At 72.7% G+C, this 20,177-nt stretch carries 22 protein-coding genes; 10 read left to right on the top strand and 12 right to left on the bottom strand.

All coding sequences use genetic code 11. From position 1 onward, the window contains the following. Positions 1 to 88: 88 nt before the first annotated feature. Positions 89 to 940, bottom strand: a complete 852-nt coding sequence (locus O7595_RS32005; protein ID WP_269732070.1) for a class I SAM-dependent methyltransferase — start codon at positions 938 to 940, stop codon at positions 89 to 91. A gap of 731 nt (positions 941 to 1,671) precedes the next feature. Between O7595_RS32005 and rfbA the strand changes: the two genes are divergently transcribed. The 4 genes from rfbA to rfbD all read left to right on the top strand — a co-directional run bounded on the left by rfbA (position 1,672) and on the right by rfbD (position 5,439). Further along, positions 1,672 to 2,616 carry a glucose-1-phosphate thymidylyltransferase RfbA gene (rfbA, locus tag O7595_RS32010; RefSeq protein WP_269732071.1) on the top strand — a complete coding sequence of 315 codons (945 nt, stop codon included), beginning with the start codon at positions 1,672 to 1,674 and terminating at the stop codon, positions 2,614 to 2,616. A 50-nt stretch (positions 2,617 to 2,666) separates the two neighbouring features. Further along, positions 2,667 to 3,296, top strand: a complete 630-nt coding sequence (locus O7595_RS32015) for a dTDP-4-dehydrorhamnose 3,5-epimerase family protein (RefSeq protein WP_269732072.1) — start codon at positions 2,667 to 2,669, stop codon at positions 3,294 to 3,296. Between the two features lie 269 nt (positions 3,297 to 3,565). Further along, positions 3,566 to 4,540: a dTDP-glucose 4,6-dehydratase gene (gene rfbB, locus O7595_RS32020; RefSeq protein WP_269732073.1), complete on the top strand. Its 975-nt coding sequence runs from the start codon at positions 3,566 to 3,568 to the stop codon at positions 4,538 to 4,540. Then, the gene (gene rfbD / locus O7595_RS32025) at positions 4,537 to 5,439 is read left to right on the top strand and encodes a dTDP-4-dehydrorhamnose reductase (RefSeq protein WP_269732074.1); all 903 of its coding nucleotides are present in this window, start codon (positions 4,537 to 4,539) and stop codon (positions 5,437 to 5,439) included. Before rfbB ends, rfbD begins: the two co-directional genes overlap by 4 nt. Positions 5,440 to 5,627: 188 nt before the next feature. Here rfbD and O7595_RS32030 read toward each other — a convergent pair whose 3' ends face one another. Together O7595_RS32030 and O7595_RS32035 are read right to left on the bottom strand one after the other, a co-directional pair. Beyond that, complete coding sequence (locus O7595_RS32030; RefSeq protein ID WP_269732075.1) at positions 5,628 to 6,902, bottom strand: glycosyltransferase; 1,275 nt, start codon at positions 6,900 to 6,902, stop codon at positions 5,628 to 5,630. Positions 6,903 to 6,908: 6 nt separating this feature from the next. After that, entirely contained in the window at positions 6,909 to 7,511 is a 603-nt protein-coding gene (locus O7595_RS32035; protein WP_269732076.1) for a tetratricopeptide repeat protein, read from the bottom strand. Positions 7,512 to 8,148: 637 nt separating this feature from the next. Here O7595_RS32035 and O7595_RS32040 point away from each other — a divergent pair. Further along, a complete protein-coding gene (locus tag O7595_RS32040; RefSeq protein ID WP_269732700.1) occupies positions 8,149 to 9,612 on the top strand; it encodes an FAD/NAD(P)-binding protein in 1,464 nt (487 codons plus the stop codon). Positions 9,613 to 9,905: 293 nt separating this feature from the next. Here O7595_RS32040 and O7595_RS32045 read toward each other — a convergent pair whose 3' ends face one another. The 4 genes from O7595_RS32045 to O7595_RS32060 all read right to left on the bottom strand — a co-directional run bounded on the left by O7595_RS32045 (position 9,906) and on the right by O7595_RS32060 (position 12,020). Beyond that, positions 9,906 to 10,040 carry a hypothetical protein gene (locus O7595_RS32045; RefSeq protein ID WP_269732077.1) on the bottom strand — a complete coding sequence of 45 codons (135 nt, stop codon included), beginning with the start codon at positions 10,038 to 10,040 and terminating at the stop codon, positions 9,906 to 9,908. Positions 10,041 to 10,252: 212 nt separating this feature from the next. Continuing rightward, entirely contained in the window at positions 10,253 to 10,393 is a 141-nt protein-coding gene (locus tag O7595_RS32050) for a DUF6126 family protein (RefSeq protein ID WP_171053232.1), read from the bottom strand. Then, positions 10,383 to 11,060, bottom strand: a complete 678-nt coding sequence (locus tag O7595_RS32055) for a helix-turn-helix domain-containing protein (protein WP_269732078.1) — start codon at positions 11,058 to 11,060, stop codon at positions 10,383 to 10,385. The genes O7595_RS32050 and O7595_RS32055 overlap by 11 nt, the downstream gene beginning before the upstream one ends. A 477-nt stretch (positions 11,061 to 11,537) precedes the next feature. Then, positions 11,538 to 12,020, bottom strand: a complete 483-nt coding sequence (locus tag O7595_RS32060; protein WP_269732079.1) for a winged helix-turn-helix transcriptional regulator — start codon at positions 12,018 to 12,020, stop codon at positions 11,538 to 11,540. A 96-nt stretch (positions 12,021 to 12,116) separates the two neighbouring features. Here O7595_RS32060 and O7595_RS32065 point away from each other — a divergent pair, with 96 nt between their 5' ends. Beyond that, positions 12,117 to 12,602 (top strand): PaaI family thioesterase, encoded by a 486-nt coding sequence (locus tag O7595_RS32065; RefSeq protein WP_269732080.1) that lies wholly within the window; start codon positions 12,117 to 12,119, stop codon positions 12,600 to 12,602. A 116-nt stretch (positions 12,603 to 12,718) separates the two neighbouring features. On the opposite strand, the gene O7595_RS32070 is transcribed toward O7595_RS32065, so the two are convergent. Then, positions 12,719 to 12,973, bottom strand: coding sequence for an EF-hand domain-containing protein (locus O7595_RS32070; RefSeq protein ID WP_269732081.1), 255 nt, complete (start codon positions 12,971 to 12,973; stop codon positions 12,719 to 12,721). Between the two features lie 332 nt (positions 12,974 to 13,305). Continuing rightward, positions 13,306 to 13,560: a hypothetical protein gene (locus O7595_RS32075; protein ID WP_269732082.1), complete on the bottom strand. Its 255-nt coding sequence runs from the start codon at positions 13,558 to 13,560 to the stop codon at positions 13,306 to 13,308. A 161-nt stretch (positions 13,561 to 13,721) separates the two neighbouring features. On the opposite strand from O7595_RS32075, the gene O7595_RS32080 reads away from it, so the two are divergent. Both O7595_RS32080 and O7595_RS32085 read left to right on the top strand, forming a co-directional pair. After that, a complete protein-coding gene (locus tag O7595_RS32080; protein WP_269732083.1) occupies positions 13,722 to 14,852 on the top strand; it encodes a sensor histidine kinase in 1,131 nt (376 codons plus the stop codon). Next, a complete protein-coding gene (locus O7595_RS32085) occupies positions 14,849 to 15,502 on the top strand; it encodes a response regulator transcription factor (RefSeq protein ID WP_269732084.1) in 654 nt (217 codons plus the stop codon). The genes O7595_RS32080 and O7595_RS32085 overlap by 4 nt, the downstream gene beginning before the upstream one ends. 78 nt (positions 15,503 to 15,580) lie before the next feature. On the opposite strand, the gene O7595_RS32090 is transcribed toward O7595_RS32085, so the two are convergent. Further along, complete coding sequence (locus tag O7595_RS32090; RefSeq protein WP_269732085.1) at positions 15,581 to 15,862, bottom strand: hypothetical protein; 282 nt, start codon at positions 15,860 to 15,862, stop codon at positions 15,581 to 15,583. Positions 15,863 to 16,195: 333 nt separating this feature from the next. Here O7595_RS32090 and O7595_RS32095 point away from each other — a divergent pair, with 333 nt between their 5' ends. Then, positions 16,196 to 17,464 carry an ROK family transcriptional regulator gene (locus tag O7595_RS32095; RefSeq protein WP_269732086.1) on the top strand — a complete coding sequence of 423 codons (1,269 nt, stop codon included), beginning with the start codon at positions 16,196 to 16,198 and terminating at the stop codon, positions 17,462 to 17,464. An 86-nt stretch (positions 17,465 to 17,550) separates the two neighbouring features. Here O7595_RS32095 and O7595_RS32100 read toward each other — a convergent pair whose 3' ends face one another. Next, positions 17,551 to 18,456, bottom strand: a complete 906-nt coding sequence (locus O7595_RS32100; RefSeq protein ID WP_269732087.1) for an NmrA family NAD(P)-binding protein — start codon at positions 18,454 to 18,456, stop codon at positions 17,551 to 17,553. Between the two features lie 271 nt (positions 18,457 to 18,727). On the opposite strand from O7595_RS32100, the gene O7595_RS32105 reads away from it, so the two are divergent. After that, positions 18,728 to 19,207 (top strand): MarR family winged helix-turn-helix transcriptional regulator, encoded by a 480-nt coding sequence (locus O7595_RS32105; protein WP_269732088.1) that lies wholly within the window; start codon positions 18,728 to 18,730, stop codon positions 19,205 to 19,207. Between the two features lie 247 nt (positions 19,208 to 19,454). Here O7595_RS32105 and O7595_RS32110 read toward each other — a convergent pair whose 3' ends face one another. After that, entirely contained in the window at positions 19,455 to 19,928 is a 474-nt protein-coding gene (locus tag O7595_RS32110) for a VOC family protein (protein WP_269732089.1), read from the bottom strand. Positions 19,929 to 20,177: the final 249 nt, after the last annotated feature.

Here is a 20,177-nt window from a genome sequence, read left to right on the forward strand (position 1 = left end):
GAAGCCGCTGGACCCGGGTTCGCGCGTCCGCGGAGTCCTCGAGACCCGGTGTCCTCGCGTCAGCGTTCCTGGTGCCGGAGTCCTCGTGTCAGCTGCGGTGTGCCGTCACGAGCAGATACTCCCAGTCCATGGCCATGCCGCCGCCTTCGGCGCCGTCCGTCGCGGAAGCCTGGTCGCGTGCCAGCGCGGCCAGTTCCCGGTCCAGAGCCGCGACGCGTTCCGGGGTGTCGGCGATGTTGCGGTAGACCGCGATCGTCGGACCGTAGTTCTCCTTGAAGTAGTCGCCCACTTCCCCGGGGGTCGTGAACCGGTCCACGCGGACGGTGCCCCGTCGGGCTCGTACCGAGGTGACGCGCTCTCCGAGCAGTGCCCGCACATGCCTCTCGTCACCCCACAGCGGCGGGGGCTGCGCACCGGGCGGTGGTGGGGGAGCGTAGGGCTTCATCGTCGCGAACATGCGGCCGATGAAGCCCTCGGGGGTCCAGTTGAGCAGCCCGATCGTGCCGCCGTGCCGGCAGACGCGCAGCATCTCGTCAGCGCCGGCCTGGTGGTGCGGTGCGAACATGACTCCCACGCAGGACATGACGGTGTCGAAGGTGCCGTCACCGAAGGGCAGCGCCTCCGCGTCGGCCTCGCGCCATTCGAGCTCCGCGCCGAGTCCCTCCGCGATCCGTCGGCCCGCGCGGAGGAGTTCGGGCGTCAGGTCCGAGGCGACGACGTCGGCCCCGGCCAGTGCCGCCGGGATCGCGGCGTTGCCGGTGCCGGCCGCCACATCCAGCACCCGCGTCCCGGCGCGGATGCCGCATGCGTCCACCAGCGCCGTGCCGAGTGCCGGGATCAGTTGGTCCGCCACCGCGGGATAGTCGCCCAGGGCCCACATCGCCCGGTGCTTGGCCTTCACCGCCCGGTCGGCGTCACTCGCGCCCGTCGCGTCGCCCATGACGGACACCTCCCTCGCCATCCTGCCGCCGGCGCCCACGAGACGGCCCCGCGGCCACGTCGTCGTTCCTCCCATCATCCGCCGCGGACCGTTCCGGCGCCGTTCGACGAGAGAGGGCCGGGGGACGGCGGGCGCGCCCCGGCTCCGGGGACCCCGGGCCCTGCTCGCAGGGCGTTCACGGACACCGTGAACCGGGCCCTCCGCGCCCGGCGCGGGGCGCGGAGGGCACCGGGTCCGGGCGACGACGGGCTCACCGTCCGGCGCCGGATACGCCGCGCCGACGCGGTGGACGTCCTCGTCCGCACCGACCTCGCCACCCGTGCCTGGGTGCTGCGCTCGTCGCCCGCCCGCGCCGTACCGGACACCGTCCTGCGCAGCGTCCTCGCCACCGCGGCCGGACGCCGCCTGCTCGCCGAGGCGGTCGCCGGACCGCGCCCGGCCCGGTCCGGAGCCAGGGGGCACGGGTACAGTGCCCTGCCACCGGGTGAACTGCCCGAGCGGACCGCCCTCGTGGGCGGACCGTGCGAAGAGGTCGGTGACCGCGCGCTGCGGCAACCTCCGGCAGACGTGCCCGTGCCCCCGCGTCCTGGCTCCGTCGGCGCGGCGCGGTGGGACGGTCGCACGGCGCGGTGCGAGGTGATCCGGTGGGATCGATCCGGTGCCGTGCGGATTCCCGCAACCGCCGCGCGCCGCGTCCGAGTTTGTGAGGCCTGGGCCCTTACGGTTTCCTCATGCGTGGAATTCTGCTGGCCGGGGGCAGTGGGTCGAGGCTGTGGCCGCTGACCCGTTCGGTGTCCAAGCAGCTGCTGCCGGTGTTCGACAAACCGATGGTCTACTACCCGCTCTCCACGTTGGTGATGGCGGGCGTCTGCGAAATCCTGGTCATCACGACCCCGGATCAGCAGGACCAGTTCCGCCGGCTGCTCGACGACGGCAGCCGGCTGGGCCTGCGGATCACCTACGCCGAGCAGGAACGGCCGGAGGGCATCGCCCAGGCCCTCCTGCTGGGCGCGGACTTCATCGGGGACGAATCCGTCGCGTTGATCCTGGGCGACAACATCTTCCACGGCAGCGGGCTCGACACCCGGCTGGCGCACTGCGGGAAGACGGTGGGCGGACGGGTGTTCGCGTACCAGGTCGCCAACCCCTCGGCCTACGGCGTGGTGGAGTTCGACGAGCACGGAAGGGCCCTGTCGATCGAGGAGAAGCCGGACCGGCCCAAGTCCCGTTACGCCGTGCCCGGTCTGTACTTCTACGACAACCGTGTCGTGGAGATCGCCCGCGGCCTGCGCCCGAGCGCACGTGGTGAGTTGGAGATCTCCGACGTCAACCGCGCCTATCTCGAAGCCGGTGAGCTCCAGGTCACCAGGCTCGATCGGGGCACTGCCTGGCTGGACACGGGCACCTTCGCGTCGATGGTGCAGGCCTCGGAGTTCGTCCGGGTCATCGAGGAGCGCCAGGGCTTCAAGATCGGCTGTGTCGAGGAGGCCGTCTGGCGGGCCGGGCTGATCGACGACGACAGGCTCCGGTCCCTGGCCCAGCCACTGCTCAGGAGCGGATACGGCCAGTATCTGCTCGGACTGCTGAGCGACGCCCCGTGCACCGTCGTGCCCCAGCGCGGCAGCGGCCCGTCGAGGCACGAACCGCTGCGGACGGAACCGGTGCCGGCCGTGTGACGACGGAAACGGCAGTCAGCACACGCGTACGTGCGGAAGGAACACCTCACATGAGACCGCTGGGCATCGAAGGGGCCTGGGTCGACACCCCCCGGGTCTTCGACGACAGGAGGGGCAGCTTCCACGAGTGGTTCAGGGCCGACCGGTTCCGTGCCGTGACCGGTCACCCCCTCCGGCTGGAGCAGGCGAACTGTTCCCGCTCCGTGCCCGGCACACTGCGCGGCATCCACTACGCGTCGGTTCCACCCGGACAGGCGAAGTACGTCACCTGCGTCAGCGGAGCGGTGCTGGACGTGGTGGTGGACATCCGTACCGGTTCCCCCACGTTCGGGCAGTGGGAAGCCGTCCGGCTCGACGACCGGGAGCACCGGGCCGTCTGTCTGTCGGAAGGGCTGGGCCATGCGTTCATGGCCCTGGAGGACGGCGCCACCGTGGTGTACCTCTGCTCAGAGGGCTATGCGCCGCACCGTGAGCACGGGGTCCACCCCCTCGACCCGGACCTGGCCATCGAGTGGCCCCGGGACCTCACCCCGGAGCTCTCCGAGAAGGACGCCGCGGCCCCTCCGCTCGCGGAAGCGGTGCGGTGCGGGACGCTGCCCTCCTACGCGGAGTGCGTCGCGTACCGCCGGGGTCTGCGGACCCGAGCGGACGTCGGTGCCGCGGCCATGACCACGGCATAGCCGGGGCGACCCGAGCGGATGCGTGCCGTGCGCGCTCCGTCGACATGGTTCGTCCTCACGGGAGGAACCATGTGCGTCGACCGCGGGCCCGGGGCGGGCGTGCCCGCCAGGGCCGGTACGCGCGACGGGCGGCGCCGCGGCCCGGTTCCCCCGTCGGAGTGGGCGGAGTCCGGTGGAAACCGTCAGAGTCGTTCGAACTCCGCCGGGTTGCGCTGGTACGGCAACCAGCGCCCGGACGATGCCGGGCGACAGAGAAGCATCGGAGGATCATGCGCGTCCTAGTGACCGGCGGTGCCGGATTCATCGGTTCGGAGTACGTCCGGCAGCGGCTGCAAGCGGACCCGGCGCTGCGTGTCACGGTCCTGGACAGTCTCACGTACTCCGGCGTCGAGGCGAATCTGGCATCGGTGGCCCGGCATCCCGGCTACCGGTTCGTGCACGGCGACATCTGCGATCCCGAGGTCGTCGACCAGGTGATGGCGGACCATGACGCGGTGGTGCACTTCGCGGCCGAGTCGCACGTGGACCGGTCGATCGAAGGGGCCGGCCCCTTCGTCCGCACCAATGTCGTCGGCACCCAGGTACTGCTGGACGCGGCGCTGCGCCACCGGGTGGGACGGTTCCTGCATGTGTCCACCGACGAGGTGTACGGCTCGATCGGCGAGGGCTCGTGGACCGAGACGTCACCGCTCGCGCCCAACTCCCCGTACTCCGCCTCCAAGAGCGCCGCCGACCTCCTCGTCCTCGCCTACCACCGCACCCATGGGCTGGACGTGGTCGTCACGCGGTGCTCGAACAACTACGGACCCCACCAGTTCCCCGAGAAGGTCGTCCCGTTGTTCATCACCAACCTGATCGACGGGAAGCCCGTCCCCCTCTACGGCGACGGTCGCAACATCCGGGACTGGCTGCACGTCTCCGACCACTGCCACGGCATCGACCTCGCCCTCAGCCACGGGAAGGCGGGGGAGGTCTACCACATCGGCGGTGGGACCGAGGTCAGCAACCACAAGCTCACCGGACTGCTCCTGGACGCCGTCGGCGCGGACTGGGACCGGGTCGAGTACGTGGCCGATCGCAAGGGCCACGACCTGCGCTACTCACTGGACGACGGCAAGATCCGCGAACAGCTCGGCTACGTACCGCGGGTCGCCTTCGCCGAAGGACTGGCGGCCACCGTCGCCTGGTACCGCGAGAACCGGGCCTGGTGGGAGCCGCTCAAGGCCGGGGCGGCGCTGCGATGACCGCGACATGGCTGGTGACCGGCGCGGGCGGGATGCTCGGTCGCGACGTCCTCACGGAACTCACCACCGTCCGGGGCGCCGATGCGACCGGACTGACCCGGCACCAACTCGACATCACCGACCCGACCGCCGTGCGCGCGGCCCTCGACGGGCACCGCGTCGTCGTCAACTGCGCGGCGTGGACGGACGTCGACGGCGCCGAGGGGGCCGAGGAGACGGCAACCGCCGTCAACGGCACGGGCGTCCGCCATCTCGCGCGAGCGTGCGCGGACAGCGGGGCGGTCCTGCTGCACGTCTCCACCGACTACGTCTTCCCCGGCGACGCCCACCATCCCTACGCCGAGGGCGCGCCGACCGCACCGGTGAACGCCTACGGACGGAGCAAACTGGCAGGGGAGCGCGCGGTGGCCGAACTCCTGCCCGACACCGGCTACACCGTGCGCACCGCCTGGCTCTACGGGACCCACGGACGCAACTTCGTGACCACGGTGCTGGAACTCGCCCGCCGACGCGAGACGCTGGACGTGGTCGCGGACCAGCACGGTCAGCCGACCTGGTCCCGCGCGCTGGCCCGCCAGCTGACCGCGCTGGGCCGCGCCGCCCTCGCCGGCCTGGCGCCGGCGGGCGTCTACCACGGCACGGCGACCGGCCGTACCACGTGGTACGGGCTCGCCCGGGAGACCTTCCGGCTGAGCGGCCTCGACCCCGAACGGATCCGCCCGGTCCGCTCCGTGGCCTTTCCGCGGCCGGCTGCCCGGCCGGCGTTCGCCGTGCTGGGGCACGACCGTTGGCCGGCCGCCGGCGTTCCGCCCCAGCCCCGGTGGGACGTCCAACTGCCGAAGGCCCTGAGCGCACCCGCGTTGGCCGCACTGGCCGCCGCGGCACGCAACCCGCGCTGACGCCGTACCGGTGGTACCAGCGACGGGCCCGTGGCACCCGGTCCCCGCCCGGCAGGCGTCTCGGAGCACCGGCGCCGCCGCTCATGGCTGCGGGCCCGGCCGCGGCCGGGCCCCGGGCGTCGACGAGCGGACGAGGCCGCAGCCGGGAGGCGGCGACTTCGCTCCTTCTCACACACCGGAGGGCGGCACTAGACCAGCAGCGGCCCGCCGCAGCGGGCTGCGCCCTCCTTCATGGCGATGAGGTTCGCCACCACGTAGGAGATGTCGTTCTTCGAGTGCCAGTCGGTCGGGAAGTACGTGACCAGGCGGGAGTTCTGGAAACGCGCCTCGATCTCGGGGACGAAGGAGCGGTACTGGTTGTCGGTGTAGTACCAGAACGAGTTCTCGTTGTAGAACGCGACGTGCGTGGGATCCTGGTACGCACCTCGGCCGTCGGAGCTGGGTGTCATGGTCAGGAGCATTCCGCCGGGCGCGAGCAGCCGGTACAACTCGTTGATCAACGGCACCTTCGCCGGCACGTGTTCGAGGAAGTCGACCGCTCGCAGCAGTCCGACGGAGTTGTCCGGCAGGTCCAGCCTGGCCGGCAGGGTCGCGACGATGTCGACGCCGTCCGCCGGGTGCTGGTCCACCCCCAGGTAGCCCGGCGGCTTGCGGTGCGCCGCTCCGAGGTCCAGCGCGAGCAGCCCGCGGCGGCGCGTCCAGGCGAGGGCGTTGGCCTCGATGTACTTGTCGTACAGCGCCACCGTCTCCCGCTGGATGTGCGCGTTGATCTGCGGGTCGCGCTGGGTGTTGGCGGTGTGGATGCGCTGGAGGTACAGGCAGGACTCGATGTGGTGGAAGTCGCCGACCTGGAAGAGCCGGCACATCAGGTCCTGGTCGTCCAGCACGGTGCGGGTGGCGTCGTACCCGCCGACCCTCTCGTAGACGTCCTTGCGGAACGACCGCACGTGGTTCGGCGCGTACCAGATGTACGAGACGTTGTGCGGCGTCGGTGACATCGTCTTCGCGGCCAGCAGCCGGCGGCCGTCGACGTCAACCTCCTCGTACTGCCAGCCGTGGGTCTCGTTGAAGCGGGTGTCGTCGCGCCCGCCGTCCTCGGTGATCTGGGCGGTGTTGCTGTAGACGAACACCGCCTCGGGCTGCTCGTCGAACGCCTTCCCCAGCTCGGCCAGGCAGTCCCTCGCCAGCAGGTCGTCGTGGTCGAGTTCCACGAGGATCTCGCCCCGGGCGAGTTCACACGCCCTGCGCTTCGCTGCTCCCACCCCCCGGAGCTCGTCCGCGATCTCCACCCGTACACGCTCGTCCGGACGCTCCGGCCGCCACCTGGCGCCGTTGTTGAGCAGGACGATCCACTCCCAGTCGGAAAGGGACTGCGCCTGCAGGGTCGCCAGGCACTCGTCCAGGAAACGCGGCCGGTGGCTCGGCGTGAAGACGGAGAACCTCGGTGTCGCACTCGGCGTCATCTGGGGTTACCTGCCTGCGCTCGTGGTGGATGAGGGGCTCGGCCTCGTGGAGTCCCTGAACTTCTTCGGCACCTCGGAGCGCAGCGACGGATCAGCCGCGACGGCACGTCGGTAGGCGTCCCGCGCCTGGCTGTCCCGGCCCTTCCGCGACAGCGCGTCGCCGAGCTGGAAATGGGCCGTCGAGGCCTTCGGGTTGATGGTGACGGTCCGCTTCAGCAGCGCGATCGCCCGGTCGGGATCACTCGTCTTGAGCAACACGGCCTGATTGAAGAGGGCCGAGGTGAACGATGGATCGATCTTCAGCGCGGCGTCGTAGGCCTTGAGCGCGTCGGCCGGCCTGCCGTCCCGCGCGGAGACGACGCCCACGTTGTACCAGGCGAGCTTGTTGCGCGGTTCCATCTCCAGGACCCGCTTGAAGGTGGCCTCCGCTCCGTCGAAGTCCTGGTGCTGGGCCTGCACATGGCCGGCCTGCAGCAGCGCGTGCGCTGTGAGCGGGGTGAGGGGTGCCTTTTCGGACTTGCCGTCCGGGGTGGTCGCGGGGTGGGACATGACCGCCCAGGTGACCGCCCCGGCGGCGACCGCGACCGATGCGCCGAGGCCTGTCCACAATGCCCAACTTTTCACTTGGTCACATCTCATGGAGTGGGAGCGGCGGTCCGGCTGCTGCCGGACGGCCGCAGGAGGGATGGCGGAGGGGACGGTGCCGACGGGGGAGAACCCGAACCACCGTCACTGCCGCCAAAGTTACGAGCTGACCCGGTATGTCGTCATCCGTCATGCGTACTTGAGGCGAACAGACCACCCGAACGTACGCACTCCGGTACCGGGTCGCGGTGTCCTGGTCCCGCTCGGTCCCGGAGAGGGAAGCTCCGCGTCGGCGGCGCGCCGGCGGATCGGGTGCCGCTGTGGGGCACCGCCGTGACCGCCGCCTTCGACGACGGCCGTGTCCCGGGCCTTCGCTCCGTCGACGAGCCCGGCACCTGAGGCCGGTGCCGGGCGCCCGCTCGGCGGTGCGCGGGAGCCGAGCAGTCGCGTCCCGTTCGTCTGTGCGCGGCCCCGGAGACCGGGACACGCCCTGTGGGCGCTGCCGCCGGCGCCGAGCCGCGCCCGCGGGCACCGTGCGGTGGCACGCTCCCGAGGTGGCCGACGCTGCCGGCCGGAGCAGAATGGGAGACGTCTCCGGCACGTCCCGTGGCGCGCCGACGCCATGGCCGCCGGCCGGCGAAAGGTGCACGGCGTGGCCCGTATGCGTGAGATCGCGATCGTCGGGGGTGGCGGGGGAGCGGTGTGCCTGCTGGACGCGTTGTCCCAGGCCTCCGCGCCGCCGGCCGCGGTCACCGTTTTCGAGCCGTCGGACCGGTTGTGGCGCGGACGCCCCTACCAGCGCGATGCCGACTGCATCGTGGTGAATCTCCCCTCGCATGCCATGTCGGTCCGGGCCGGGGACGCCCGTCACTTCGACCGCTGGCTCGCCGACCGCCGGTGGCGGCCCGGTGACATGCGGGACGTCGGACCCTTCGACGTCGCACCCTTCCCTCCTCGTGCACTCTTCGGTGACTATCTGGAGTCGGTGGCCCAGCAGAGCGTGTCCCGGCTCGACGAACGCGGATGGAGGATCAGCCTGGTACGGGAACGCGTCGTCCACGCCGCTCCGGGCGCCGGGGGAGCTCTGCTGACCACTGACCGCGGCACACGCCGCAGAGCGGACCGAGTGGTCCTGTGCCTGGGAGCGGGAGCGCCGCACGACGGGTTCGGTCTGCTCGGACCCGGGTTCGTCCCCGACCCCTACCCGGTCTCGAAGTCCCTGGCCGATGTCGACCCGCAACACACCGTCGCCGTCCTCGGCACGGGCCTGACCGCCGTGGACGTGGCCCTCGCCCTGCGGGCGGGCGGGCACCGGGGGCCCGTCTTCCTGCTGTCCCGGCACGGGGTCCTCCCCGCCGTCCGTCAGCGACCGATCGCCCACACCATGCGGCACTTCACACCCGACCGCTTCCACCGGCTGAGCGGCGGGGGAGAGGTCGGCCTCGCCGACGTCGTCGGGGTGCTGCGCGATGAACTGGGTTCCGCGGGGCAGGAGTTCGCCGACCTGGAGGCCGAGTTCACGCTGCTTCACGAGGACCCCGTCCGCCGGCTGCGGCGCCAACTGGGCCTCGTCCACGGGCAGAGCCTCGGAATGCGCATCCTTCAGCACACCCTGCCCGTCGCCGTCGACGTCTGGCCGCTGATGGCGTACCGGGACCGCGCCGAACTCCTCGACCGCCACTACCGCGCCATCCATTCGCTGTGCTGCCCGATGCCGCCGTCCACCGCGGCCCGGCTGCTGGCGATGAGCGACGCGGGCCGGCTCCACGTGTGGGGCGGGCTGCTCGACGTCCGCCGCACCCGGCGGGGGTTCGGCGTCGCCGCTGACGGTCGCCGGATCCACGCGGACACGGTGATCAACGCCGCGTCGGTCGCGCCGCACCGGGTTCCCCCGGCCGCGGCGCCCCTCGTACGGTCATTGATCGAGGCGTCCGCGGCCTCGCCGCACCCGCACGGCGGTCTCCGGGTGCGGCGCGAGAACAGCCGGCTGGTTGCCGACGGCGGTTCCCAGGAGTGCTTCCACGCCCTCGGTGACGTGACGTTCGGCTCCCTGTTCATCACCGCCGCGATTCCCGTGATCGTGAAACTGGCCCAGGAGATGGCCCGCCAGGTGCTCGCGCCATGAGAGCGGCCGGTCGGCGGTAGCCGGTGGCCGACGGACGGCTCAGGCGCCGGACCGCTTCGGCAGCCGTCGGCCGGGCCGTGAGGGCGGCGGGTGCAGCCGTCCGGGCGACGAGCCGGGTGGTCCTGGTGGCCCGGCTCGGCCTCCCGGAACTCAACGGCCGGGACCACTCACGTCACCGCCTCCTCCGAGCTGGTGCGTGGTTCGTGGCAGGCGGGTCCCGCATCCCGGTTCGGGCGGGGATGCGGGACCCGCCGGATCAGGGCCCGGTCAGAACCGGCCGGTTCCGCACCGGGTCATACGGCGGTGGCGTGGACGGTGACGGGTATCTTGCCGCGGATGGCCCTGGAGTACGGGCAGATCTGGTGGGCGGCGTCCGCGAGTCCGGTGGCCCTGCCGCTGTCCACTCCGCCGGGTTCGAGGTTGAGCACCGCGGCGAGGGAGTATCCGTCGTCGCCGTGCTGCAGGTGGTGTTGGTCGGCTTCACCTTGCGTTCGGCGGCGGCGATACGGACGGCGCCGAGGAAGCAGGCGGCCCAGCCGGCCGCGAAGAGCGGCTCGGGGTTGGTGGCGGTGCCGGCCGCTGCCCCTGGGGGCGGTCGGGCGGGTGTCGGGCCCGAAGCGTACGCCGCTTCCTGGGCCGCCTACTTCGCGCCGACGGAGAACAGCAGGTAGAGGAAGCCGGCCACGAGGTGCCCCGCCACGATGTAGGCGAACAGGCGGAGCGCGAACCCCTTGGGGAAGCGGCCGTCCCCGCGTTCGACACCCGTCTTCTCACTCGGCACGGTCGTCTCCTTCTGGGGGGCTCGAGCGCCGTCCGGCTCCGAGCGATGTCGGACGGTCCCCGCCGCCTACGCACAGATCACTCACGTGGCTCTGCAGAAGGGTGTGGACGAAGAGGAGGTCCGCGCCTCCCGGTGGCACGGCGGTGATCCGGTGGGGGGTGAGGCTGTCGTAGTGGGCGGAGTCGCCCGGCTCGAGGGTGTGGTCCCTGCCGCCGAGCGAGAGCCGGAGCCGGCCCGTGAGCAGGTAGAGCCACTCCTCGCCGGCGTGGACCCGGACCAGCTCGTCCCGGACGTTCGGCGGGACGTGCACGCGGAGCGCCTGCATCGCGCGCTGTGAGCCGCCGGCCTGCCGGTAGGTCCACCCGTCCGCTCCCACCGACCCCGTCGTGGAGGCCCGGATCACGGGGTCCCGCTCGGGAGGGGTCTCGCCGAGCAGATCGGAGACCGTGGTGCCGTAGGTACGGGCCAGAGTCAGCAGCACGGGCAGCGACGGCTGCCGCTGCCCGGTCTCCAGCCGGGAGAGGTGCGCCGGGGACAGCCCCAGCCGCAGTGCCGCGGCCTCAACGGTGAGGCCGCCGCGTTTCCGCAGGTCCCGGAGCTGTGATGCCACACTGGAGAGCGCGGCGCTCGTCTCCCCGGTGCTCGGCGCTGTGGCGTCTTCGGGCATGTCGCCATTGAGCCACACTCATTCCCTCCTGGGCAAACGTCTTGCCTCAGAGGCAAGAACTGCTCCGGGAGCGCTGGCGACGCCGCGGTGGCGCCGGACCGTGCACACCCCGGTGCTCTCCCGGCAGCCGCACACCCAGCCGCACACCCGGATCGCGGCCCGCGTCTCCCGCCGCGGCGGATCGCCCGACGAGGGTCCGTCGGCGGTCGGTCTTCCGGTCGGCAACGGCGGAACCGGCGGCCGGACCGGCGGGCGTGCCGTCGGCGTGCCGACGTTCCTCGGGACCGCCCCGTCGCACGGTGTCACGTCGCCGCGGCGGGCGCGCCGGGGGTGAGCGGGAGCGGGTTCCGTCGCCGGTCGTCACGGTCTGCCGCAGGGGCGCGGGTGCCCTCTCCGGGGCGAGCGGCGCCTCGGCGGGACGTCGCCCGGGGTGCCCGCCCGTCACGGGTCGCGCCGCGCCGCGCCGCGCTCCGGTCCTCAGGCCTCGCGCCGGGGTGAGTGCCGAAGTGCAGACGGGCCGGGGGCCGCCGTGACATCACGCGGTGTGAGTGCGTCGTGCCCCTCGCCGCAGACGACGGAGAGGCGGACGGGGGCGCCGCAGCCGGTGTGCCGGATGGTCACCGACGGCCCCCCCGGGTCCGCGGTGTGCTTGTCGCCCCACTGCATGAGCGCGACGACCACGGGCCACAGGTCCCAGCCCTTCGGGGTGAGGCGGTACTCGTGGCGAGTGCGGTTGCCCGGGTCCCGGTAGGGCGCGGTCTCGAGGATTCCGGCGGCCACCAGTCTGCGGAGCCGGTCGGCGAGGACGGCCTCGGAGAGCCCGACGTGCCGGCGGAAGTGGTCGAAGCGGCGGATCCCGTTGACGGCGTCGCGCAGGATCAGCAGTGACCACTTCTCCCCGACGAGGCCGACCGTCCGCTGGACCGAGCAGTTGTCGGTGCTGAAGTCGAGCCATTCCATGCGGGCAATCGTACGCCTGCTGGCTTCGACATTGACAGTCAGGTGAGGGTGCATCTAGCTTCGGACGCCGAAGCCAGCGGACGAGGGGAAGCGGACATGGGCAGGTCACGGACTTTCGAGTGGGAGGACCCGGCGATCTCGTCGGCCGCCGTCGGGCGGCAGTCGGGCCTCGATTTCCTTCGGGACCTGGTGGTCGGCCGTCTGCCGGCACCGCCCATCAGCGCCGCCCTCGGCTTCACCCTGGACGAGGTCGAACACGGGCACGCGGTGTTCTCCCTGGTCCCCGGGGAGGAGCACTACAACCCCATCGGCAGCGTGCACGGAGGGGTCTACGCGACCCTCCTCGACTCGGCGGCGGGCTGCGCCGTCCAGACCACCCTGGCCGCGGGCGAGGGATACACCTCGCTCGATCTGTCGGTGAAGTTCCTGCGTCCCGTCTCCGCGGAGACCGGGAAGGTCCGGGCCGTCGGCACCGTACTGAACCGGGGCCGCCGCACCGCGCTGGCGCAGGCGCAGCTGTACGACGGTGCCGACCGGGTGCTCGCCCACGCGACCAGCAGCTGCCTGATCTTCCCCGTGTGAGGAAGCGGCTGTCGGCCGGCCGACGCGCCCGGGCGGCGGCCGAGGTCCCGGGCGACCCCGTCACCCGCTCGGGGACCCGTTCGCCGCCCTGACGACGAGCCGGCCCGGTGCGGATGTCAGCGCCAGCCGAAACGACGGTCCACCACCGCCGCGAACTCCTCGAGGGTGAGCACCGCGTCCCCGTTCTGGTCGGCCGCGTCGAACAGCGCCGAGGAGGCATCGGCGTCCACCACGCCCCAGAACGGGAGATCGCCCGCCGCGGCCAGGTGCGGACCCTTCGTCCGCAGGGCCGTGATCACTTCCTCGCGGGTCAGTGTTCCGTCGCTGTCCAGGTCGAGCGCCTCGAACAGCTTGCGGGCCTTGTCGCTCATCACGTCGTCCCCGTCCCCTTCACCTTCACGGTCGGGCGGCGCGGCCCGCCGCTCGGGAAATCAAACGCTGAGCGCCGCGTCCTGGTTCCGCCGTGCCGGCACGCGTGACCGGCATCGCCTCCGCGACGGCGCTCGTCGCGCGGCCGCCGGGCGTGGTTGACGCACGGCACCGTGAGGCGCCGCGGCAAGTCCCCTGTCCCTGCCGCGGCGCCCCGGGCGCAACAGCCCTGACACATGCGCCCCGCCGTGGTCGTCTGGCGGCGGGTGGTGCCGGGCCACGTCCGCGCCGCCCCCCTCGGGCCGGGATCGGCGTTCCGGGCGCGGTGGGCCGCTCAGCCCCGGACGCCGGTGGAGTCGTACTGACGGTCGTGGACCGGGGTCCAGAGGCTGGGGTACGGCTCGGCGTCGCCGCGCACGTCCAGGCACTGCCACGAGTACGAGGCCCGCATCCCGTGGACGGCCGCATTGGTGAGCCACGACGTGTAGCGGACGTGCGGGTCCGCCGCGGCGGCGGTACCGGGGATCAGCAGAACGAGCAGTGATGCCAGGACCGCGAGTATTCCCCCTCCGCGCACACTTCGAGCCACTCTGCCTCCTTCATTGCCTGAAATCCGGGCGGCGCGGCGACCCGACGCGATGGTCTGATGACTCGTCGGGTCCGGTGCCGGGACGCTTGGCAGACTACGGGCCGCGGCGACCGGGCCGTACCGCCGTTTCAGGGGGGTTGCGTGGGCGGGGGAGACCTGCCGTGAGTGTGGGTTCGGGGCTTCAGCGGGCCCAGGCGTTCCTGGTCCTGGCGACCGGCCTGTACCGGGCCAGCCACCTGGTGGTGGGTGTGCTCGCGGTGGTTCAGCACCAGCGGGCGAGTGTCCTGTCCTGGGCCGGGATCGCGGTCGCCGTGTCGACGAGTCTGCTGGTCTTCGGCACGGCCAGGTCCAAGGGCTGGTTCGGCACCTGGCCGCCGCTGGTGGACCTGGTGCTCGTGGGATGCGTACTGCCCTTCCCGGTGTACGCGGGTGGTGCCAACCGGCCGGCGGACATCGCCTGGTCGATGCTGCTGGGCGGATCGGCGAGCGCGGTCGCGGCGGTCGCGTTCTCCAGGCCGGCGGCGGTGGCCGGCGCGGTCGTGGCGCTGCTGGCGACCCACACGGCGGGCTACCGGTCGACCGGTGCGGACGTCGCCGTGATCGCCGCGCACCTCAACGCGATCGTCTCGTCGGCCGTGCTGGCCCGCGTCTTCTGGTGGTACCTGCGACGCCAGGGCAGTCTGCTCGACGCGGCGACGGCCCAGGCGCTCGCCGCCGAGGCCGAGAGGGCCCGGTACGCGGAACGCATCGCCCACCACCGGGCGTTGCACGACACCGTGCTGGCGACGCTGACCGCGATCGCGAGCGGCCGGGCCGACGCCGACGCGCTGCCCGTGCGGGAACGGTGCGGCAGGGAGGCGGCCTATCTGCGGCGCCTGGTCGTGCAGCAGCAGGCGGAGGAGGAGGACCGCGCGCCGGGGACGGCGGCGGCGATCGAACGCGCGGTGCGGTCGGCGGAGAGCCTGGGGCTGCGGGTGAACGCCCAGTACGACGGCCTGGTGGAGATACCGGCACCTGCCGCTGCCGCCCTCGGCGACGCGGTCACGGAGGCGCTCAACAATGTGCTGCGGCACGCGGGTACCGGCCGCGCCCAGGTGACGGTCACCGGGGGAGCCGGCCGGGTCGTGGTCACCGTGGTCGACCGCGGCGTCGGCTTCGACCCGGGCACCGTCCCCCGGGGGCTCGGGCTGCGTTCCTCGGTGGGCGCCCGGATGCGCGAGAGCGGAGGCGCCGCCGACGTGGACAGCGCCCCCGGCGAGGGCACCCGTGTCGAACTCAGATGGCCGGCATGATCACCGTGGCGGTGGTCGACGACGACCGGATGCTGCTCGACGGGCTGCGGGTCTGGCTGGACGGGGTTCCGGACGTACGCCTGGCGGCGACGGCGTGCACGGTGGAGCAACTCCTCGCCCAGGGGTGCCCCGTCGTCGGCGCGGCGGCCCGACTGCCCTACGACGTCGTCCTGCTGGACCTGGTGCTCGGCGACGGATCGCAACCACCGGAGAACATCCGGCGGCTGCGGGCCGCCGGACCGCGGGTCCTCGTCATCAGCACCGTGGCGGACCGCAGGCGGATCGTGGCCGCGATCGCGGCCGGCGCGGACGGCTACCTCACCAAGGACCACGATCTGCCGACGCTGGTGCGGGCGGTCGGGGAGGTCGCCGCGGGCGGTACGGCCCACTCCGCGGAGCTCGCCTTCGCCTGGGCGCACGACGACGGGCCCACCCGGCCGAGCCTGTCCCCGAAGGAGCGCCAGGTGCTGGTCGAGTACGCCTCCGGGCTCACGCTGAAGGCCACGGCGCGCCGTGCCGGTGTCAGCCCCCACACGGCCAAGTACTACCTGGACCGGGTGAAGGACAAGTACCAGCAGGCCGGCCGCCCCACGTACACCAAGATCGACCTCGCGGCGAGGGTGCGGGAGGACGGCTGGGAGGACGGCTGACGCCGCTCACCGCCCTGGTCGGATGACGTTCTCCGAGCGGCCGGACGGGACCGGCGACGGGTCCGTCCGACCGCGTGGTCAGTCCGAGGGACCGCCGGACGCAGCCCGGACGGAGGCCACGACCCGGCCGGCCATGACCTCGGGAGGGTCGGGGAGCAGCGGGGCGAGGTGGTCCCGCACGAAGTCCGCCGCCTTCCGGACCGACTCCTCGGCACCCGCCTCGTCCTCGAAGACGCTGGTCGAGACCATGACCCCGGTTCCGGCGTCGACCCAGTAGTAGGCCAGGAGGCCGGGGATCTCCCGCATGAGCGGCACGAAGCCCTCGTCCACGCGGCGGCCCGCCTCGACGGGATCGGTCACGCCCGAGTACCTTCTGACGGCTGCGTACACGGCTGGGTCTCCTCACGGGTGCGGGGTTTCCGGTGCCCACGCCGTACCCCTGCGCCCGGGGTCACTCCCGGGAGCCGCGGAGCAATCACCGGAAGGGACCGGTGGCTGGTCCGAACGGCGGTCCGTACGGGACCTCGCCCCCTCAACCGGTGGGAGCCGTGACCTGCGGGATCCGGCGGCCCGGCCGGAACCGGCACGGACCGTTCCGCGGGTGCCGGTACCGGAGCCGGTTCCGTGGGGAGCGGAACTCTTAGACAACGCCGTTGCCGAACCGGAGGGCGGGCGCACAATGAGAGTGTGCGTGTGCACTGGGCAGATGCCATCGGCCCGTCGGGCCAGGAGGCGGCCGTCCCGGCGGCCGGCGACCAGGGGAGCGGCCAGGGCGGGAACCTGTCCCTGCTCAGGAACCACAATGCGTCGCTGGTGCTCGATCTGCTGCGGACGGCCGGGCAGGTCGGCATCAGCCGTCCCGAGATCGCCGACTACACGGGCCTCACCCCGCAGGCGGTCAGCAAGATCACGGCCCGGCTCCGGGAGGCGGGGCTCCTGGCGGAGGCCGGACGGCACGCGTCGACCGGGGGCAAGCCGCGCACGGCGCTGCGACTGGAACCCTCGGTGGCGTACGCCGTGGGCGTGCAACTCGACCGGGACGAGATGACAGCGGTCCTGGTGGACCTGTCCGGTGCGCGGGTGGCGACGCGGGCGGTGTCCGCCGACCTCGGCGCGGGTCCGGATGTGGTCACCGACCGGGTGGCGGACCAGGTGCGCGCGCTGCTGGACCAGTCGCCGGCCGGCCGGCCCGGAGGCGGCTCCGATCGGGCGGTTACCGGCGGGGCTCCGGAGGCGGGGGAGTCCGGACGGGGGTGGCAGGGGCCCGAGGGCCCGGCGGACGCCGGCGGCGAGGGGGCGCCGCGGGTGCTGGGAGTCGGCGTCGCGATGCCGGGGCCGCTCGACCACCGCGCGGGCGTTCCGCTCCGGGTCACGGGCTACCCGGAATGGGACGGGTACCGGCTGCGCGACGAACTGGCGGGTCGGCTGGGTCTGCCGGTGGCACTCGACAAGGACACCAACGCCGCAGCCCTCGGGATACTGCTGCAGGGCGAGAGCGGTTCCTTCGCCTATGTGCACCTCGGCACCGGCATCGGCGCGGGTCTGGTGCTGGACGGGGCCGTGTACCGGGGCGTGCGGACCGGGGCCGGGGAGTTCGGGCACCAGGTCGTCCAACTCGACGGACCCGCGTGCGCCTGCGGCAAGCGAGGGTGCCTCGAAGCGCTGTGCATGGCCGCGATCGCCCGTGGTGACGTCGCCGATGCCGCCCGCGTCCTCGCCGTCGGCGTCACCAACCTGGCCGAACTGCTCGACATCGACGAGGTGCTGCTCGGGGGCAGGGCCGTCGCCGCGGCGGAAGCGGAGTTCGTACGCGGCGTGCGAGCCGCGCTCCGGTCCCGGACGCACCTGATGGTCGCGCCGGCGGGAGGCAGCGCCTACCGCATCGCCGAGGGGGCGGCCCAGCTGATTCTCGCGCCCGTGTTCGGGCGTACCGAGACCTCGTCCGGGCTGCGCATGCGCTGAGCGCTGCCGCGTCCCCCTCCTAGGCCCCCCTCCGGCCGGTTGCCGCAGTTCGGTCGGAGCGGATCGGCCCAGATGGTCGGGGCGGATCAGCCCAGGTAGAAGCTTTTGCGGGCGGCCACGAACTCCTCGACCGAACGGGCGGCGACGCCCGTTACGCGCTCCACGTCGTCGGAGGCGCGGTCGTAGCGGTTCTCCCGGTGCAGCCGGGCCATCGTGGCGATGTGCTGCTCGGTGTGCGGCGGAAGCCCCACCTCGGCGAGCACCTCGGCCCGCCACCGGTCCAGGGGGAGGTCCACGTACGTCACCGATCGGCCCAGTGCCCTGGAGAACTCCTCGGCCATCTCGTGCATGTCGACCGTCCGCGGCCCGGTCAGTTCGTACACGTGCCCGATGTGCGGGGCGGGGTCGCGGAGCACCGTGGAGACGACCCGGGCGACGTCGGCCACGGCGACCGGCGAGGTGCGTCCCGCACCGAAGGGCAGCGCGATCGTGCCGCTCTCCCGGATCGTCCGGGCCGGAAGGGTGGTGAACAGCGGGTTGTCCAGGAAGGTCGTGGGGCGGATGTGCACCACGGGCAGGCCCGACCAGTTCAGCACCTGCTCGGCCAGCCAGTGCAGACGCTGCTGGTGCGACTCCCCGGTGCTGGTGGCGGTCATCTGCGACACCGTCATCTGGGACATGCCGACCAGCCCGTCCAGTACCCCCTGCTCCCGGGCCACGCTCGCCACCACGGTCGCCGCGAGCAGGTGGTCCGGCGACACGGGCATCGCGAAGTACATCCTCCCGACCCCGTCGAGCGCCGACGCGACGCTCTCGGGCCGGGTCAGATCCCCGACGGCGACCTCCGCCCCGAGTGCCCGCAGGCGCGCCGCACGGTCGTCGTCGCGGCGGACCATGGCGCGCACGGGGACGTCCTGCGCCCGCAGTTGTTCCAGGACGGCACGGCCCACGCCTCCGGCGCCGGCGATGAGGACGGGGTTGCCGGCGGCCATCGTTCGATCTCCTTCCGGGCGGCTGAGGAGGTGGGGTCCACGGGTGGCCCGGGTCGTCCCCGCCGAGTACGGCCGGGGCGTCCCGCGCTGAGGGGCCGACCCGAGGGGACCCTCATGACGAGGCTTGCCGATGGACGGAGAGACGGCCACCGGGGGAGGGCCCGGCGCGCCCGGAGCGGCACCCCGTACCCAGCGGGTGCGTGTGGGCCGCGCCGGCCCCGTACGCCGTGACGGCAGCGGGCCTTCGCATTTACGAGTATCTGCTCCTATCATGGACGGGTACGTTCTGGAGGAGATCATGAGCTCAGCGCCGACGGACCTCGGGGACCTGTGCAACAACTTGGCGCTGCGCAAAGCGGCCCGGTACCTGGGCGCGACGTACGACAAGGCCCTCGGGCCGGCGGGCCTTCGCGCGACTCAGTTCAGCATCCTCCAGATGCTGAACGCGCACGGAGAGGTGACGATCGGCGGTCTGGCCGACATGATCGCCATGGACCGCACGACGCTCGCCTCCAACCTCAAGCCGCTGGCGCGTGAGGGCCTGGTGACCGTCGAGACCTCGGCGGCCGATCGCCGTGCGCGGATCGTCGCGATCACACGCGAGGGACTGTCGAGGATGAACGAGGCGCTGCCCCTGTGGGAGGCCGTGCAGGCCCGGTTCGAGGGAAGTTTCGGCGCCGACGAGGCGGCCCGGATGCGCGCATCCCTGAAAGCGGTGCTCCGCACCGGCTTCGAGCCGTGGGCCGAGTAGGCGGCGACCTCGTCCGGCGGAGATGCCGCGGCCGGCTCGCCGCATCCGGCCGGTGCCGGTCCCGGCGGCACGCCGTGCACCGGGGGCCGATTCCGGGTGCACGGGGGGCCGGTCCACGCGGTGTCGGGGCCGGGAGGGGATCCCGGCCCCGAGGCCCGACGGTGGACGCCCGCACGGTGGGCCGACGCCGCCGGCCGTCGAGCCCCGTCGGGGCCGGCGCCGTCCGGGTGGTCGGTCCCCTCCGGTGTCAGCGTCCGGGGGCGCGCTGGGTGACCTCCTGGATCACCCAGCCGTTGCCGTCGGGGTCGCTGAAGGTGGCGTACGAGCCGTAGCTGGCACGGTCGGGGTGCGGGCCGGTGATGCGTTCCTGGCCGGCGAGGCGGTGGGTGACGTCCCCGGCGTCGTGTCCGTGGTGGAAGATCCCTCCGGCGTCGTGGAACACGTCGCTCACCTCGACGCCGCGGCCGACGAGCTCCGCGCGGGCCTCCTCGATGTCGGAGACGACGAGGTACAGGCCCTGGACGGAGCCCGGTGCGCCGTTGGTGAGGCCCGTGCCGAACATGATCGAGCACTCGGAGCCCGGCGGCGTGAGGTGCACTGCGCGCCACTCGTCACTGGGGGCGGCGTCGAGGTCCAGGCGGAACCCCGCCGACTCGTAGAAGGCCTTGGCCCGGTCGACGTCGGAGACGGGCAGGACGACGACTTCGAGTTTGAGATCCATGGAATGTCCTTGTTCTGTGCAACGGTCGCACGGCGCGACCGCTCTGCTCGTGGGTCCGTGCCACCGCTCCGGATGTGGGGGTCCGGGCGGCGACTCGACTCGGACCTCAGGTGGATACGAGCATATGCTCATATTGCGGAAGAGGCAAGGATGTCCCGATTTGGGTGGCGTCGGAGTCGGTCGCTCGGACGAGCGCCGACCCCGGGCTATCGCCGCGAGTGAGGTGGAACCGGCCCGGCAACCCGCGAC

It is taken from the genome of Streptomyces sp. WMMC940 (genome assembly GCF_027460265.1).
Lineage (GTDB): Bacteria > Actinomycetota > Actinomycetes > Streptomycetales > Streptomycetaceae > Streptomyces.

Excerpts from the sequence above, each read along its gene's own strand:
- O7595_RS32005 (WP_269732070.1), bottom strand. The coding sequence starts at position 940 with ATGGGCGACGCGACGGGCGCGAGTGACGCCGACCGGGCGGTGAAGGCC.
- rfbA (WP_269732071.1), top strand. The coding sequence starts at position 1,672 with ATGCGTGGAATTCTGCTGGCCGGGGGCAGTGGGTCGAGGCTGTGGCCG.
- O7595_RS32070 (WP_269732081.1), bottom strand. The coding sequence starts at position 12,973 with ATGAGCGACAAGGCCCGCAAGCTGTTCGAGGCGCTCGACCTGGACAGC.
- O7595_RS32105 (WP_269732088.1), top strand. The coding sequence starts at position 18,728 with ATGGACGGGTACGTTCTGGAGGAGATCATGAGCTCAGCGCCGACGGAC.
- O7595_RS32040 (WP_269732700.1), top strand. The coding sequence starts at position 8,149 with ATGCGTGAGATCGCGATCGTCGGGGGTGGCGGGGGAGCGGTGTGCCTG.
- O7595_RS32060 (WP_269732079.1), bottom strand. The coding sequence starts at position 12,020 with ATGGAATGGCTCGACTTCAGCACCGACAACTGCTCGGTCCAGCGGACG.
- O7595_RS32100 (WP_269732087.1), bottom strand. The coding sequence starts at position 18,456 with ATGGCCGCCGGCAACCCCGTCCTCATCGCCGGCGCCGGAGGCGTGGGC.
- rfbB (WP_269732073.1), top strand. The coding sequence starts at position 3,566 with ATGCGCGTCCTAGTGACCGGCGGTGCCGGATTCATCGGTTCGGAGTAC.
- O7595_RS32055 (WP_269732078.1), bottom strand. The coding sequence starts at position 11,060 with ATGCCCGAAGACGCCACAGCGCCGAGCACCGGGGAGACGAGCGCCGCG.
- rfbD (WP_269732074.1), top strand. The coding sequence starts at position 4,537 with ATGACCGCGACATGGCTGGTGACCGGCGCGGGCGGGATGCTCGGTCGC.
- O7595_RS32110 (WP_269732089.1), bottom strand. The coding sequence starts at position 19,928 with ATGGATCTCAAACTCGAAGTCGTCGTCCTGCCCGTCTCCGACGTCGAC.
- O7595_RS32030 (WP_269732075.1), bottom strand. The coding sequence starts at position 6,902 with ATGACGCCGAGTGCGACACCGAGGTTCTCCGTCTTCACGCCGAGCCAC.
- O7595_RS32065 (WP_269732080.1), top strand. The coding sequence starts at position 12,117 with ATGGGCAGGTCACGGACTTTCGAGTGGGAGGACCCGGCGATCTCGTCG.
- O7595_RS32015 (WP_269732072.1), top strand. The coding sequence starts at position 2,667 with ATGAGACCGCTGGGCATCGAAGGGGCCTGGGTCGACACCCCCCGGGTC.
- O7595_RS32085 (WP_269732084.1), top strand. The coding sequence starts at position 14,849 with ATGATCACCGTGGCGGTGGTCGACGACGACCGGATGCTGCTCGACGGG.